This is a genomic window from Spirosoma pollinicola, from assembly GCF_002831565.1.
Taxonomy (GTDB): domain Bacteria; phylum Bacteroidota; class Bacteroidia; order Cytophagales; family Spirosomataceae; genus Spirosoma; species Spirosoma pollinicola.
On sequence record NZ_CP025096.1, the window covers coordinates 1445278 to 1462293 of the forward strand.

Here is a 17016-nt window from a genome sequence, read left to right on the forward strand (position 1 = left end):
GCAACTGGTAGACTATTGATGACTGGGCAAAATGGACCTTTAGTAACCTTATTAAACTTTACATCCATCTATATTTCGTTATGAAACACATTAACCGTTTATTCCCATTTATTGCACTTACCTTCTTTGTGGTTGCTAGTTGTAGAGAAGAACCGCGGTTGACACCCAACCAGGCAGCCAGCAGAACCGGGCAGTCAGCTCGCCTGTCGGCGCAGACTCTGGACCAACTTCAAACCCTGCGAAAAGGATTACCGGCTGGGTATGAAAAACGATTGGAAGCCAATGCCGCCCGGTTAGCTAAATCACACCCGGAGTATCAGACCGCTATCAACCGGGTACTGAAGGTTATAGAACCAACGGCCTGTGAGCCAACCGCTTTCAACACGTGGGTTAATCAGCAACTGGCAGATTGGAACGATGAGATTCTGTTTTATGCTATCGTGACAGGCATGCTTGATTTTCCGACTTACGATGCCTTGTACTTCGAGAATAGCTCCGCTGAACAGTATTTTGGCGTTACTGGCCAGTACTCACAGCGAACCACTAAAACGTTCAAGGATTTACAGCGTTTCTGGGATATCCGGTCGAATGACATTGTGCTGGTGGCCATGCATGGCAGCATGTTGCGGGACCGGGCAAAGATCATTCGCATTGATAAGCTCCTGCATGGGGATAGTCAGGCAGCCGCAGAATATTGGGCTGATCTGATCGCCACCTTATTAAATGTGGTTCCCCAGTATCGACAGGGTAACCACCCCATCTTTACCCTCAATGCGTTTGCCCAGCCAGCCTTTCAACTACTGGGGTACGGGGTTATCCCCAATAAAATAGTGATGGGCGATGGCATTATTGAGGCCTACAACAGCCTGGGTTACGGGGATGTGGTTTCGCAAGCCGTGCTGGCGCATGAGTTTGGGCATCATGTTCAATTTCAACGGGGCCTGTTTACTGATGCGTATAGCCCGGAATCGACGCGTCGAACGGAATTAATGGCGGATGCGTATTCGGCTTACTACCTGTCCCACGCCCGGGGTGCTTCCATGCAATGGAAGCGGGTGCAACAATTTCTTAATGTGTTTTATAACCTGGGCGATTGTGGATTTACCAACTATGGCCACCATGGAACCCCAAGACAACGAATGGCCGCTGCTGATTGGGGCTACTCCCTGGCCAATGACGCCCAGAAGCAGGGGCACATCCTCTCCAGCCAGGCAGTGGCAACCCTGTTTGAGGCCAAATTACCCGAACTGATTGCGCCTTAACAGGCTAAAAAACTCCTCTCCACCAGAGAGACAATTTTTATTGTTTCCTTTCTGAGGGAGAGGAGCTGCTTCGTGGAGAGCGATACAGACCCTTGAATACCAGCCTGTCAGCCGCGTATAAACGGTGAATTTGTTGGTGCATATCACGCAAACCCCACGATTCGAGATTCGGTAACTCACCAACAAGCTCAAGGATAGCCCACGCTTTGGAGCGGGCTTCAGCGCTTATTTTGATCACATCCCGGAGCATTTGCTGATCTACGTCTAGACTAGCCATTAGCTGTCTGAAATTAATTATCTAACCCTGCTACTTTACGTTACGACCTACTATGAGCCAATCAACAACTACGGCCCTATCAACGAGTAAGCCTACCGATAATATCGGTAAAGCCAGCCTGTGGCGTTCACCCGAAGCGGAATTAATGTTTTTACAGGCAACGGGCAATTATAGCTGGCTGTACTGGAAGAACGGGAAAAAGGTGCTTCTGGCCCGTACCTTGACTTATTATCAGGCTCAACTATCTAATGCCTGGTTTATCCGGCTGCATCGCAATTGTATTGTTAACCTACTGTTCGTCGAGCGGCTCGAAACGTTAGAGGCCACTAAAGGTGGGCTGGTTTACCTGCGCTCGGGCGACGTTTTGCCGGTCTCCCGGCGACGTTTGAGTCAAGTCAAGCGGGTGGTATCACGCTATCAGACTTTGGGTAACGGTAGGGCATAAGTACCCTTAGGTTAGGGTTTTGGCTAAGTAGCCTCAGGGAGTCAACCCGTCCAAACTTCCTGAGGAAAGAGGTAAAAGCGTCTTCTACCGGGCCTTATAGTTAAGCACGATCCAATTAAGGGTAGCAAGTCCTTAGCATATATATCCACTTAATAGATTGATTAACTCATCAATAGAGAAAGTTCGTGTTTAGAGTTCAAGACTTACTTCGAAAATTTATTAAATGGCAATAAAGTGCTAGTAATGAAACATTTAAGTATTTATTGATTTATTAAACGTTTGGGATTTACACCCTTCCTAATCTGTTGGTTAACTGTAGGCTTTGAAAAGCGGTATAAGTAAATTAATTTCACACATAGCTCTCTATTATCATTATTTAGTTAAAATAGTAATTCTCATCAAAGAATATAAAGTCACAGTGGTGTGCCTCATTCCGATGCCATCATGCATAGGATATAGTTCAATTGATAACGGGCAACATTTGTAGAATATAATTTTAAAATAAGCGCTAAACACTCGATGGTTACAACTTTCCACACAGAGAATAAAACAGTAGTCGATCTAATCGCTGAGCAAGTTCGTAACACGCCGGACAATGTTGCTGTAGTTTTTGAAGACCAGCAGCTTACTTATCGAGAGTTAGATGCCAAATCAAATCAGTTAGCCAATTATTTAAAGAAACATGGCGTAGAAGCGGAGGTACTTGTCCCCATTTGTATCAATCGCTCACTGAAGATGATCATTGGAATAGTAGGAATATTAAAAGCAGGTGGGGCTTACGTACCTATTGACCCGGAGTATCCTAAAGATCGGATAGAATACTTATTGTCAGATATTGGAGCCAATATTTTACTTACGGATAGTTACTCTGCTAAATTATTAACCGAGCGTCGAGAAGATTTCGAGCTTATTGATATAGATAAAAATTGGGCAATTATATCGCAGGAATCGGAAGTATTTCCTAAGATTTCTTTAATGCCCAGTAACTTAGCCTACGTAATCTATACCTCTGGTTCTACAGGATTACCGAAAGGGGTCATGATTGAACATCAATCAGTAGTCAATGAAATCAGCAGCTATTCAAAAATATTTGGGTTCAACAGCACAGACAAGCAACTGGTATTAGCTAACTACACGTTTGACGCTTCGGTTGAACAAATCTTTGTTCCGCTTATAAGTGGGGCGTGCGTCGTATTAATTTCCAAGGATGATCAACTGGACCCTGACAAGCTAGATAGAATAATCGAAGAAGTAGGAATTACCCACTTCCAGACTACTCCATCCTTTTTGAGAGGAATAAAACCTCGCTTATATGCTACCTTAAAGCGAGTTTGTTCAGGAGGGGAGACGTGTTCAACTGATCTAGCTGAGCAGTGGAGCTCATATGTTAACTTTTTTAACAAATACGGTCCAACCGAAGCCACGGTAAACGTGAGCTACCATCTATACGATCGGCGTAAACAATATGAGGGACAACTGCCCATCGGCAAACCTTTACCAAATACCCAGTTATACATTCTGGATGCATCTGACAATCCAGTTGCAGTAGGCTTACCGGGCGAACTGCACATTGGTGGTATACAAGTAGCCAGAGGGTATTTAAATAAATCCGAATTAACGTCAGCAAAATTCATAGTAAATCCATTTGGTGAAAGAGGCTCACGTCTGTACAAGACAGGTGACCTAGCGAGGTGGTTGCCAGACGGAAATATAGAGTACCTGGGCAGAACAGACAATCAGGTAAAAATTAGAGGATATCGCGTTGAATTAGGTGAAATTGAAACCATACTTAGTCAGCATCTATCGGTTCGTCAGTCTGTGGTAGTAGCCAAGGACGATGGAATTGGCGGTAAGCGATTGGTTGCTTACGTGGTGCCTGAAGCGGAGTTTACTACGGTAGCCATTACTCAATATTTGAAGAGTAAGTTGCCCGATCACATGATTCCGTCTTCTATAGTACAGTTACTCGCTCTGCCGTTAACACTCCACGGCAAAATAGACCGGGAATCTCTGCTGAATGCATCGTCGGAACGACCCGAGTTAGCTGTACCTTACAAAGCGCCTAAAACAACAACGGAGAAGCAAATTTGCATGCTTTGGACTTCCTTACTGCAACTTGATAGAGTGGGGATAAATGATAATTTTTTTGAATTAGGCGGGAATTCTTTACTGGCTATAAAAACTGTATCGTCCCTGAAAGAGGTGCATAACTACCGATTGCCAATTGCTAGTTTATATCAGTCTCCCACCGTCGAAGGTATTGCTCGGTTCTTGGAAGGTAGAAACGAAAACAATCTTCCGTTAGCTACCCAGAAGCACAAAACTAGTGCTTCTGTTCATGAAATCGCGGTGATTGGTATGGCCGGACGCTTTCCGGGTGCTAACACGATTGATGAGCTTTGGGATGTGTTAAAAGACGGCAAAGAAACAATTCGGTTCTTTTCTGATCAGGAACTGGATTCAAGTATATCTCAGCCTGTAAAAGATGATGCAAATTATGTAAAAGCTCGTGGTGTAATCGATAAAGCCGATGAGTTCGATGCTTTTTTCTTTGGTATCAACCCGAAAATGGCTGAGTTAATGGACCCACAGCAACGTATATTCTTAGAGGTCGCCTGGGAAGCCTTGGAAGATGCGGGTTACACGTCCGAAAAATACAACGGATCAGTTGGTGTTTTCGCCGGCTGCCGCTTTAATTCCTATTACCAGAATAACGTAGCATCCCATCCGGAGTTGATCGAAAAAGTCGGCCTCTTACCGGTAATGACCTACAATGATAAAGATTACATTTCCTCCCGCACAGCGTATACGTTGAATTTAAAAGGCCCGGCGGTAACTGTGCAGTCGGCCTGTTCTACGTCTCTTCTGGCCATTGCTCAGGCCGTGGAAAGCATTCGGGCAGGCCAGTGTACGATGGCGCTCGCCGGGGGAGCTATTATCACAGCACCCGTCAATAGTGGCCATCTGTATCAGGAAGGGGCTATGCTGAATAATGATGGCCATTGCCGGGCGTTTGATGCGGATGCAAAGGGAACCGTATTCAGCGATGGAGCCGGGGCAGTGTTACTTAAGAGTAGAAAGCAGGCGGAAGAGGACGGCGATTTTATCTACGCAATCATCAAGGGAGTAGGTGTCAGCAATGACGGTGGAAATAAAGCAAGTTTTACGGCCCCCAGTTCGGAAGGACAGGCTGAGGCTATAAAAATGGCGATAGCAGATGCTGATGTATCACCTTCTTCTATTTCTTACGTGGAAGCCCATGGTACTGCCACCCCATTAGGAGACCCGATCGAAATAGAAGGATTGAAAAAAGCCTTTGGATTTCAGGAGAAAAAACAGTTTTGTGCGGTAGGTTCCATTAAAAGTAATATGGGCCACTTAGTCACCGCTGCGGGGGTGGCCGGGTTCATAAAAACTGTCATGAGCTTACGTCATAAACAAATTCCGCCCTCCTTATTTTACAAAAATCCAAATCCGAACATCGACTTTGCGAATAGTCCTTTTTACGTTAACACAGCCCTGACTACTTGGGATTCAGCCACCATTCGACGAGCAGGGGTAAGTTCGTTCGGCGTTGGGGGTACGAATGTTCACGTTGTGCTAGAGGAATGCCAGCAGGAAAGTGAAGTGGTAACGACCGATCAACCAGTGACCGGTCGCCCGGTACAGCTTGTCACCTGGTCGGCTAAGTCGATACCAAGCCGTGACGCCTATGCCACCCGGTTAGCCAACCACCTCCAGCAAAACAGTTATCTGGACGTAGCCGATGTGGCCTTCACCTTGCAAACAACCCGGGCTCACTTCAATCAGCGTCAATTTGTACTGGCGGCCACGGGGGATGAGCTATCCGAAAAATTACTGGTCAGTAAAGTTTCTCTTACGCAGTTAAAAACAGTTACGGAACTACCCAGTGAAGTTGTCTTTCTATTTCCCGGCCAGGGTTCGCAGTATCTGAACATGGGCCGTGAACTATACGATAACGAGCCAGTCTACCGGCAAGCCATCGACGAGTGTGCGGACTTACTCCACCCGTATTTAGACGTAGACATCCGGCAAATTATCTATCCTGAAGACGCGAACTGGGGGGCTGATGAACGCTTAAAAAATACGCGCTTCACGCAACCAGCCTTATTCGTTACCGAATATGCGTTGGCCAGATTATGGATGAACTGGGGGATTGAACCATCTGCGTTTTGCGGGCACAGCATCGGTGAGTTTGTAGCCGCTCATTTAGCCGGCGTGTTCACGCTGGCTGATGCGTTAAAGCTGATCGCGATTCGTGGTCAGTTGGTGAGTGAACTTCCCCGTGGTAGTATGCTTTCAGTACGATTGGAAGCTGATAAAATCGGCGCGCTCATGCCCGAGCCGTTGTCGATTGCCGCCATAAATAGTCATAAATTATGCGTAGTGGCCGGTCATGACGAAGACATTGCTGCCTTCGCAACTGTCTTGGATGAACAGGAAATTCCCAATCGAGTCTTGTTGACGAGTCATGCCTTTCATTCGGCCATGATGAACCCAATCGTTAGTGATTTTGAGCAGGTCGTCCGGAAGGTCCGCTTAAACCGTCCCCAGAAACCAATCGTATCATCCGTCAGCGGCATCTGGCTGACGGATGAACAGGCTATCGATCCGACTTATTGGGCCAAGCACCTGCGGCTAACCGTCAATTTTGCCGACGCGCTTGACTTTATTTTCGCCCTGAACAAACCCCTTTTACTGGAAGTGGGACCGGGCAATGCCGCGACAACCTTTGCCCATCAGCAGGCAGGCTCCCAACAGGCAATCATACTAACCAGCTTAGACAAAAAGGGTGGGCAAACTGATCACGAATCAATATTAAATGCGTTAGGCCAAACGTGGCTAAACGGGTTAGAACCAAATTGGAAGGCTTTCTACGCCGATCAGCGTCGAGTAAAGGTAAGTTTGCCAACCTACGCCTTTGATAGATCGCGCTATTGGGTCGATCCGGCCCCGGTGGCTAAGCTGGAAGCACCCAGTGGGTACGTACACGTACCAGCGCATCAGTTCAGGCTGGATACGGCCGTTACGGAAGACAGTCCACACAACGATAACATGCGAAAAATTAACATTCTCAATCGGTTAAAAGACATATTAGAAGACGCATCTGGTGTTGATCTGGAAGGGGTAAGGCCCGAAGCCAGCTTCCTCGAGATCGGACTTGATTCGCTTTCAATGACTCAAGTTGCTTTAACGCTCAAAAAAGAACTTGGCATTGCCATCACATTCCGGCAGTTAAATGAAGAATACGCTACTCTGAATGCGCTCGTTGATTATCTCGATCAGACCTTGCCCGCCGAGCCTCACCAGCCTAAACCAATCGCTCAGCTAACGGCTCAGCCGATCGCTATGCCGACTACTCCCGTACCGGTATACGTCAGCAACGGAGCCGCACCGATTCAGAGTCAGACCATGCTGGACCTGATGGGCCATCAACTGCAAAGCCTGTCACAGCAGGTCGTCGTAATGCAAAACCAGATCGTCCTAATGCAAAACGGTGGTCTCACGTCTGCGATCGTAACGGCACCTCTGACGCCACCGCCCGTTTTAAATGTTAATAAACCCATATCCTCAGGGCAGGCCGCATTAAACACCGAAGAAGAGGCTGAGATCAAGAAACCGTTTGGTGCGGGAGCCCGCATTGAGCGGCAAGCGACCGAACTTACCCCGAAACAGCAAGAATTTTTAGCGCAGCTTACCCAACGTTACACCTCCAAAACCGCGGGTAGCAAAGCTTATACGCAGGAGCACCGACCCTACATGGCTGATCCACGAGCCGTTACGGGCTTCCGGCCGCTGACCAAAGAGATTGTTTATCCGATCGTTGTTGACCGGTCGAAAGGGAGTCGATTGTGGGACATTGATGGCAACGAATACATTGATATTCTGAGCGGGTTCGGCTCTAATATGCTTGGGTATCAGCCCCAAATCATCATTGATGCCCTGGTGCAACAGGCGACTAACGGGTATGAAATTGGGCCGCAGCACGTTCTGGCTGGGGAAGTTTGTAAACTCCTCTGCGAGTTTACGGGTTTCGACCGGGCTGCCCTTTGCAGCACGGGTTCGGAAGCAGTATTGGGCGCGATGCGGATTGCACGGACCGTGACTAACCGGTCCCTAATTGTGGCCTTCACGGGGTCGTACCACGGTATCGTTGACGAGGTCATTGTCCGGGGCAGCAAAAAATTAAAATCGTTTCCGGCCGCACCAGGAATTATGCCCGAAGCGGTGCAGAACATGTTGATTCTGGACTATGGCACCGACGAAAGCCTGCGCATCATTCGCGAACGGGCGGGCGAACTGGCGGCCGTATTGGTAGAGCCAGTCCAGAGCCGTCGGCCCGAATTCCGGCCAGTTGAATTTATGAAGCAACTCCGGACCATTACGGCGGAATCAGGTACAACTCTGATTTTTGACGAAATGATTACGGGCTTTCGAATACATCCCGGTGGGGCGCAAGCTATGTTCGGCATCAAGGCGGATTTGGCTACCTACGGCAAGGTGATTGCGGCCGGCATTCCTATTGGCGTCATCGCCGGCGACAAAAAATTCATGGATGCGCTCGACGGTGGTTCCTGGCAGTACGGCGACGATTCGATTCCAGAAGCGGGCGTCACATATTTCGCGGGCACTTTCGTCCGACATCCGCTGGCGCTGGCCACGGCTAAGGCGTCGCTGACGTATATGAAGGAAAAAGGGCCAGCACTGCAGCAGGGACTCAACGCCAAGGGAGAGCGGGTAGCGAATGCCCTGAATGCCGAATTTGAACGGCTTGGGTTGCCAATGTACGTGGCGCAATTCGGTTCGGTCTGGAAAATCAAGTACAAAGAAGAAATCCCATACAGCGAACTACTCTTTACGCTGATGCGTGAGAAGGGCGTCCACGTTTGGGACGGCTTCGCCTGTTACATCACCGAAGCGCACACCGACGCCGAACTGGACCGCGTGATCAGCCTGTTTATTGAAAGTACCCACCAGATGATGGCAGCTGGTTTCTTTAAACCCTCTTCAGCCCTCAACCCTGGTACTGGGCCATCGGCAGATGCGGCCCGTGACGAACTGGTCATCGACTCACCGCCCATGTCCGGCGCGAAGCTGGGCCGGGACCCGGATGGGAATCCAGGGTGGTTTATGCCCACCCCAGACTTGTCGGGACGGTTCCAGCGGGTGGATAACGGCGACGCTATTCGGAGTGAAACGTACTTAACCGTCGTCGATTACAACCCGTTTGCCGGTCTCGAAATCAGTCACCTGGCCCCCATAACTGAACCGCAGTTAGAAATATGGATGGCCTGCCAATTAGGGGGCAATGACGCAAACCTATCTTACAACGAATCCAATTCAATCCATTTCCGGGGACCGCTTAGTCGCTCGGCAATGGAGCGGGCGGTGCATTCCCTGTCCCAGCGGCACGAAGCGCTGCGGTCAGTTTTCAGTGCAAATGGGGAGCATATCTATTTCTTAGCCCAGCCGATTGGCGGCCTGCTTTATCAGGACTTCTCCGACGAAACCAATCCTGAACAGTTGGTCCAGGGTTACGTCGATCGGGAAATGCAGCATGTATTCGATTTAGAAAACGGCCCCCTGTTCCGGGCCAGCCTGCTCAGGCTGTCGGAAGATGATCATTACCTTGTGCTGATGGGTCATCATATTATCACCGACGGTTGGTCGACACACGTCATTTTGCAGGATTTGGGTAAATTCTACTCTGCCTATTACCAAGGCAGTTCGGCTGAACTGACCCCGGCCCCGTCGTACGCTCAACACGCGATCGAACAAGCTCAGTTCGTGCAGAGCGAAGCCTACGAGCCAGTTGAAAAGTTCTGGATCAGCCAGTACGCTGGTAACGTACCTATCCTTAACCTGCCGGTGGACAGGCCCCGCCCGGCAACGCGAACCTACCAGGGGCATCGAATCGACTACGCAGTCGACCCGGAACTGGTGGCGGCCATCAAGCAGATGGGTGTTGGGGCCGGCACCAGTTTCGTAACGACGCTGATGGCGGCTTTTGAAGTATTTCTGCATCGGCTGACTGGCCAGCAGGATTTAGTGCTGGGCTTACCGGCCGCCGGGCAGTCGTTTACGGGAAAAACCCGCATGGTGGGTCACTTCGTTAACATGCTGCCTCTGCGGAGCCACGTAAAACCCGATGAGCGTTTTGTGGATTACCTGAAGCAACGTAAAACGGCGATGTTCGATGCATACGAACATCAGCAGATCACCTTCGGTAGTTTGCTGAAGAAACTGAACATAACCCGTGACCCGTCGAGAGTGCCCTTAGTACCGGTGATCTTCAATATCGACATGGGTAAGGCAGTTGGCGTAAACTACGCTGGACTTACCTACCAAATCACCAGTAATCCGCGCAAGTACGAAAACTTCGAGCTGTTCCTGAACGTTACTGATGCCGAATCGGTACTGACATTGGAGTGGTCTTATAACACGCAGCTATTCAAGGCGTCTACCATTGACCGCCTGATGCGTGAATTTGAGCAACTGCTCAGGGCATTAGTTGTCGATCCGTCTGTCCGCATCGGCGCGGTGCGGGTCTTATACGATCCCCAACGACTGGCGGAACTGGCGCAGTGGAACCAGACCGCTGCCGATTATCCCCGCGAGGTGGCGTTGCCCCAACTGATTGCTCAAACCGCAACGCTGTATCCGGCTAAAACGGCTGTCACGTGTAATGGGCAACAACTGAGCTACCAGGCTTTGGATGAAGGGGCGAATCAGCTTGCCCACTACCTCGTGCAGCGAGGCATCCGGGTTGGCGACTTAATTGGTGTCGCCTTGGATAGGTCGCCCGACATGCTAATGACGTTGCTGGCTATTATGAAAGCCGGTGCGGCTTACATTCCCCTTGACCCCGCGTATCCTCAGGACCGTATCCAGTTCATGCTGGCCGATTCGGAGGCTAAATTGCTTATCACGTCCGAAAAGCACAGCAGCCGGTTAGCCAGCGCAACGGCGCAGGTATTGCTTGAGAATGGGCTGGCCGAGTCGGCTCAGTGTCCGAAAACAAAACCCGACGTTTCGGTTTCGGGTGATGATCTGGCTTACGTACTTTACACGTCCGGTTCGACCGGTAAACCCAAGGGTGTATTGATTACGCACCGCAACATTGTCAATCTGTTATGGAGCATGTGTGCCGAGCCCGGCATTGGCCCGGACGACGTACTGCTGGCTGTCACCACGATTTCATTTGATATTGCGGGCTTAGAACTATTTCTGCCCCTAATTGCGGGGGCTACCGTGGCGTTGGCCGATGCTGAAACGGCCAAGGATGGGCGGGCTTTGGTCGAAATCATCCGGGAGCAGCCCATTACGTTGATGCAGGCAACGCCGGCCACCTATAAAATGATGCTGGACGCGGACTGGCAGCCGCCGGCCACCCCCGGTGGGTCGGCGTTAAACATTCTGTGCTGCGGAGAACCGATGTCGAAGGATTTGGCCCAAAAGCTGATTCCTCGCTGTCGCACCCTCTGGAACATGTACGGCCCAACGGAAACGACCATCTACTCAACGGGTAAACAGATTTTAGCCAGTGATCCAATTATCACCATTGGCCGTCCAATCCACAATACTCAGGTTTACGTGCTGGACCCCTCGCTCAGGCCGGTTGCCGAAGGTATCGAAGGCGAAATTTACCTCGCCGGTGACGGCGTTGCTCAAGGCTACCTTAACCGGCCGGAGTTGACCGTCCAGCGGTTTATCAAAAACCCGTTCGGCGAGTCAGGAACGGGAAAAATGTATCGCACAGGCGATCTGGGTAAGTTCTTGGCAAATGGCGAGATCCTGTGCTTAGGCCGGATTGACAACCAGGTTAAGCTGCGGGGCTACCGGATTGAACTCGGCGAAATCGAGAATACACTGAATACATTCAATGGCGTGAAGGAAGCGGTGGTCGTGGCGCGGGAAGACCATCCGGGCGACCAGCAATTAGTAGCGTACGTTGTGCCAGAGTCGATCGTGCATAGCGACGAAGTGCCTAGTTGGCACGACCAGTGGGATCGAATTTATCGCACGGGTGAAGGGATAACAGCGCAGGTTAGCGGCCGGGACACCTTCAACGTTGAAGTTAAGGAATGGGAAGGGCAGGCGCTGAAACGCATTCGGGCACTGAATCCAAAACGTATTATGGAAGTAGGTTGCGGAGTTGGGCCACTGCTTTTTGCACTGGCTCCCGACGTCGACCAGTACATTGGTACCGACTATGCTGAGTCGGCCATTAATACCGTCCGGCAGAAAATGGCCGTTCAGCCAGAACGCTGGCAGCATGTGACCGTTGCTACAGCTCCGGCGAGTGATTTTTCCTTGGTGAAGGAACCGTTAGACATGGTTCTGATGCACAGTGTGGCCCAGTACTTTCCGGATGTGGATTACCTGTTGCGGGTCATTGAGGAAGCCACTACTGTAGTGGCCAAAGGCGGCTGTATTTTCATCGGCGACATGCAGACGAAAAGCACCCTGAAAATGCTTCACATAGCGGATCAGATTACGCGATCAGCACCGGACACGACCCTTCGAAAATTCAAGCAGGTGATCGACCGGCGGATTTTCCTCGAGGACGAGATGATGGCCGATACGGCCTTCTTTTACCGGCTTCCTGAACTGATACCAGCGATTAAAGGTGTCGACGTTCAACTCCGTGAAGGGAAATATAGTAACGAAGCGACCAAATACCACTACGATGTTTGGCTTTACATTGGCGAATCGCCCCAGATTGTCAATGTGGACCGGCCCATTCTGTGGACCCAGGATTATGAAATAAGTGTTCTAGAGCGGGAACTACGGGCAAATCTTCACCAAGTGACGGAATTGAAAGGAGTGGCTAACCAGCGTACTGCGTTGGACTACGCCCAGTTTCAGGCGGTAGAGACTCTAAATGAGAACTTGTCGCTGACCGATATGAAGCAACAAATCCAGGTCGTTGCCGAAGGCATTGATCCGGACGTTTTCCGAAAAGTGGGCGAAACGCTCGGCTTCAAAACGTACGTGCGGTGGGCTAACGACGGAGCCGACCAGCTCTTCGACGTCGTTTTTATTCCCAGCCATCTTAAAAACGTTATTCCCGCCCCGCCCTCATTCTCCAAACTAGACTGTGGATCCGCAACGGATTACGTCAGGAATCCATTCAAAGCTGATCAGGTTACTTCTCCAGAGCAAATTAAAGAGTGGAAACGACAAGCAAAGACATTTTTGCCAGACTACATGGTGCCCGCTCAGTTCGTTGTCCTGGCGAAACTGCCCCTAACGCCGAATGGTAAAATCGATCGGAAGGCACTGCCCGCTCCTGATTTAGGAAAATCGGTACGAGAAGACGAGTACGTTGGCCCCCGTAACGACTCGGAAAAGCTGGTAATGGCGGTTTGGACCGACCTTTTAAAATTAGAGAAAATAAGCGTATTCGATAACTTCTTTGAATTGGGTGGGCACTCGCTGATTGCCCTTCATATCATGGTCCGTTTAGAGAAGGAAACTGGTAAACGATTACCATTAGCGGCTTTGCTTGAACACCCGACCATAGAGAAGTTAGCTTTGCTACTTCAAGTGAATGCGGATTCTGTGAATTGGGACTCACTCGTTCCAATACGGCCTAAAGGCAATAAAATTCCTCTTTATATAGTACATGGGGCGGGTTTGAATGTATTATTATTCAATGCATTAACGGTTCATCTAGATCCTGAACAGCCTATTTTTGGTTTGCAAGCAAAAGGGTTAAACGGTTTGGATGAACCATTAACCAGCATTGATGATATTGCCGCCCATTACATAGACGCTATTACAAGACAAAATCCCAATGGACCTTATGCCCTGGCAGGTTACTCATCTGGCGGAATAATAGCGTATGAGATGAGTAGACAACTGCTCGAAAGGGGCAAAGAAGTAAAGTTGCTGGCTCTATTTGATACACATGTCGATCAGTCTAATTATTTTGATCCCTGGCTGTTTAAGCAATGGAATAATTTGGTGTATGGAATAAAAAAATATTTATACACTTTTGTTTTGTTGAAGAAAGATTTCCGAGGAACAATTAGTTACAAAAAAGAGTCAGTAAAGCGAAGAGTAACTAGTTTTCAAAATAAGCTAAAGCACAGAGAGGACTATTTTAAAGTGCTTTACGGCAATAATTATAGAGTTTATCAAGCTAATCATGTAGCCGCCCGTATGTACCGTTTCTCTCCCCAAGAGATAACTATTGACTTATTCCGAGCCAAACAGCGGATGTATTACTGGAAAGACTTCGAGTTTCTTGGTTGGAAACCCTTAGCCTTGAAAGGAATTAACATTCATGAAGTACCGGGCGACCATGCTAATTTATTTAGTCCGCCGAACGACAAGGAAATTGCACGTGTTCTCCAGAAAGTTTTGAATGAACGCCTGTGAGTATTGTAGGACCAGGCTCAAGATCAATTGCTGATTTAGATGGCAAGCCTAAATTTGACCTTATGAACAACAAAGATAAATGCATATCAACTGCTTAAGGTCTTCCAGAATCTGGAAAATCCTCAAAAAGAAAAACATCGGCTATCATTACCAAATAACAAGGATTGTATGCTGATCAGGTTAATAATTGTAAGCAGCAGTTCGCTCCTAGAAGCCCAATACCTCTGAACCAAAATCTGAGGTAATAAAATAGGCTACAATTTATTATGTATAACATGCTAGGAAATTATGTTTGGCATTAATTGTCAATCTGTTGTAGCCTGACTTGAACGTTGGCCAAATATGGCCAACTTACCGAAGATGATATGGTGTATTAATAATCCTTGACAACACGCCGGTAGAAATTCGTCTACGCAATAGTCCTTTCTACTACCCACTGTTTGTCTACAGGGACAACACCCCGAGCTGTTTCGGGACGTGAAGCCCGCTCAAAATCGATGCTCCACTCGGCTAGGGTCTGGGCAAAAAAACTATTGTAAGCTTGATCGCCATACACTTTATCTAATTTTAAAACGGAATAGCTATTGAGTGAACTGAGCGTCTGCATGTTTAATGTACGTCGTCAACCAAAAGTGAACAGATGCGGACCGTCAAACGCAGCGGTGATCTGCTCTCTGATCAGGGGGTCCCGGGCCTTGTGGGTATAAGTTTGACTGCGGCCGGGGCGCCGGGGCGATTCGGCCGTAGTCAAAGCATTGGTAGCGTTGGGTACCAGCACGGGTAGTGCCATACCGTTTGACGTGTTGAGTTTGCCCACAATGTTTGCAAGAAACCGCTTCGAAGACTATTCACAAAGCTGCGTCATTCAACGCAGTTAGGCCACTACCCAGATTTGGAATGTCACAACTCTTTAAACGTTCACTCAATTCTTGATAAGTAAAAAGTGCATTTTCCGTGTTGCGACTTAATCGAGCAATCTTAGCTATCACTAATTTGGCCTGTTCTTTCCTATGCATCAATATGCTCGTGCCGTTCAGCGGTCGTCTCACCACTGCGGATGTCTTTTAATTCCGTCAGATCCGGTTTGTCTCTATAAAAGTTGTTAATTTAGGCACGCTGAGCCTCTAAGCCTAACCCTGATTCGCTCTGCTTTTTTGCTAAAACTTGAAAATAAAGTATATAATATTTTTGATTTGGTGTTTTACTGGCGAAGATTGCTAAAGTTGATTTGTTAGTCATAGCTAACATGCTTGATAGAAAATTACTCGCTTACCGTCCCTATTAATGACGTTATCTCGATGATCATATCAATCGATAAGAGTTAATACAAACCGGTTCGCCCGAATCATGTATAAATCTAATGAATCATCACTAGCGCCATTGATTGCAATATGCACTCGAAGCCATCTGGCCCGGTCACCAATGGCTTCTGCCTGCGTCTCAAATTTTAGTTCTGATTTAACCCATCTTGAAGAATATGCCAATGCTTTAGCCTGGTTAATGATAGCCCTGAAAATAAGACTCGTCCGATTCAGATCATCGGTCTCAAGATCAAGGCCAGTAATGGCTTCAAGGTAATCAGCATAGTTTAATCCACCGGAGGGTAATTCAACTTTTGCCCATTCATAAGCCAATCCTCGAATAAAGGCTTCGGTCTCTTCCGAGTCCATACAGCTAGGTTTATTTTACAATCGAAATATAAGCAGTAAGATAAAAGTAATAAAGCCATAATGAGCGCTTCATGGATTTATTATGCATTTTCTATCATATATAAACCCGCTGACAGGTTGGCAGAAACACTGGATTCTTCACCCGGTGTACCCAATCAGCAGCCAAGTATTGAAAGTTGAGGTACTGGTATCCTTCGGACCGGACAAAAAGGCTGGCCCGCTTTGGTAGTTGCAACCTAATGTGCCGACCTTGGGCGTTCCGTCGGCGGTTGTACCCGATTCGGTTAACTACCTGCTTCACCCAATGCAGGCTTCATTTGGGCATTTATTCTTCACGCCACTTATCCACAGGTGGCTCAGTTTACGCCGGTATACCTGGCTCAATATCATCGGCCTACATAGTATCGTATCCGACCAATTGAAGGCCGAACAAGTATAGATATCTAATCAAATGGCCACTACCTCAAAAATACGGCCTTGGTTTTGTGGGAATGATTACGTTTGAACACGGCTTTGCCACGGGTAGATCTCAACTAGAAACGTTTATTGCCATGCCTACTTGCGCACTAATTAGCGGTCTTACTCTTTCGGCTCAAGCCCAACAAACTACCCTAGATTCGAACTCAGTCCCTGTTCGTAAAATCTTTACTGTCGTTCAGAGCCAACTCAATTTCCGGGTGGTATGAACCCGTTTGGAACGTATTTACGGCAGAACATGAAGTATCCCCAGGCTGCTCGCCAAGCCCAGAAAGAAGGGAAAGTGTTTGTTAACTTTATTGTCAATGAGCGGGGCGGCATTGAAGAGGCTCGTGTCTTGAAAAGCTTAGATTCAGAATTAGATGCGGAAGCCGTTCGACTTGTTCAACGTATGCCTGCTTGGACACCGGGTAAAGTGAATGGCTCAGTCGTTGCCTGTCGATACAATCTGCCGATTCCGTTTGACTTGTAATCAGA

Annotated in this window: 8 protein-coding genes; 4 read left to right on the top strand and 4 right to left on the bottom strand. The window is 48.4% G+C overall.

Annotated elements, in window-relative coordinates:
* Positions 1-80: 80 nt before the first annotated feature.
* Complete coding sequence (locus CWM47_RS06225) at positions 81-1262, top strand: hypothetical protein (RefSeq protein WP_100987162.1); 1182 nt, start codon at positions 81-83, stop codon at positions 1260-1262.
* 37 nt (positions 1263-1299) lie between these two features.
* Here the strand turns inward: CWM47_RS06225 and CWM47_RS06230 are convergent, their stop codons facing one another.
* A complete protein-coding gene (locus CWM47_RS06230) occupies positions 1300-1539 on the bottom strand; it encodes a hypothetical protein (RefSeq protein WP_100987163.1) in 240 nt (79 codons plus the stop codon).
* A 52-nt stretch (positions 1540-1591) separates the two neighbouring features.
* Here CWM47_RS06230 and CWM47_RS06235 point away from each other — a divergent pair, with 52 nt between their 5' ends.
* Together CWM47_RS06235 and CWM47_RS06240 are read left to right on the top strand one after the other, a co-directional pair.
* A complete protein-coding gene (locus tag CWM47_RS06235; protein WP_100987164.1) occupies positions 1592-1984 on the top strand; it encodes a LytR/AlgR family response regulator transcription factor in 393 nt (130 codons plus the stop codon).
* A gap of 519 nt (positions 1985-2503) precedes the next feature.
* A complete protein-coding gene (locus tag CWM47_RS06240) occupies positions 2504-14392 on the top strand; it encodes a hybrid non-ribosomal peptide synthetase/type I polyketide synthase (RefSeq protein WP_100987165.1) in 11889 nt (3962 codons plus the stop codon).
* Between the two features lie 409 nt (positions 14393-14801).
* Here the strand turns inward: CWM47_RS06240 and CWM47_RS06245 are convergent, their stop codons facing one another.
* The 3 genes from CWM47_RS06245 to CWM47_RS06250 form a co-directional block, all read right to left on the bottom strand.
* Positions 14802-14999 (bottom strand): hypothetical protein, encoded by a 198-nt coding sequence (locus tag CWM47_RS06245; RefSeq protein WP_100987166.1) that lies wholly within the window; start codon positions 14997-14999, stop codon positions 14802-14804.
* Between the two features lie 43 nt (positions 15000-15042).
* A complete protein-coding gene (locus tag CWM47_RS40635; protein ID WP_449448546.1) occupies positions 15043-15240 on the bottom strand; it encodes an IS1/IS1595 family N-terminal zinc-binding domain-containing protein in 198 nt (65 codons plus the stop codon).
* 459 nt (positions 15241-15699) lie between these two features.
* A complete protein-coding gene (locus CWM47_RS06250) occupies positions 15700-16062 on the bottom strand; it encodes a hypothetical protein (RefSeq protein WP_100987167.1) in 363 nt (120 codons plus the stop codon).
* A gap of 715 nt (positions 16063-16777) precedes the next feature.
* On the opposite strand from CWM47_RS06250, the gene CWM47_RS06255 reads away from it, so the two are divergent.
* The gene (locus CWM47_RS06255) at positions 16778-17011 is read left to right on the top strand and encodes an energy transducer TonB (protein ID WP_170069412.1); all 234 of its coding nucleotides are present in this window, start codon (positions 16778-16780) and stop codon (positions 17009-17011) included.
* Positions 17012-17016: the final 5 nt, after the last annotated feature.

Coding starts and splice junctions, on each gene's coding strand:
- CWM47_RS06225 (WP_100987162.1), top strand. CDS start 81: ATGAAACACATTAACCGTTTATTCCCATTTATTGCACTTACCTTCTTT.
- CWM47_RS06240 (WP_100987165.1), top strand. CDS start 2,504: ATGGTTACAACTTTCCACACAGAGAATAAAACAGTAGTCGATCTAATC.
- CWM47_RS06255 (WP_170069412.1), top strand. CDS start 16,778: ATGAAGTATCCCCAGGCTGCTCGCCAAGCCCAGAAAGAAGGGAAAGTG.
- CWM47_RS06250 (WP_100987167.1), bottom strand. CDS start 16,062: ATGGACTCGGAAGAGACCGAAGCCTTTATTCGAGGATTGGCTTATGAA.
- CWM47_RS06245 (WP_100987166.1), bottom strand. CDS start 14,999: ATGCAGACGCTCAGTTCACTCAATAGCTATTCCGTTTTAAAATTAGAT.
- CWM47_RS06235 (WP_100987164.1), top strand. CDS start 1,592: ATGAGCCAATCAACAACTACGGCCCTATCAACGAGTAAGCCTACCGAT.
- CWM47_RS06230 (WP_100987163.1), bottom strand. CDS start 1,539: ATGGCTAGTCTAGACGTAGATCAGCAAATGCTCCGGGATGTGATCAAA.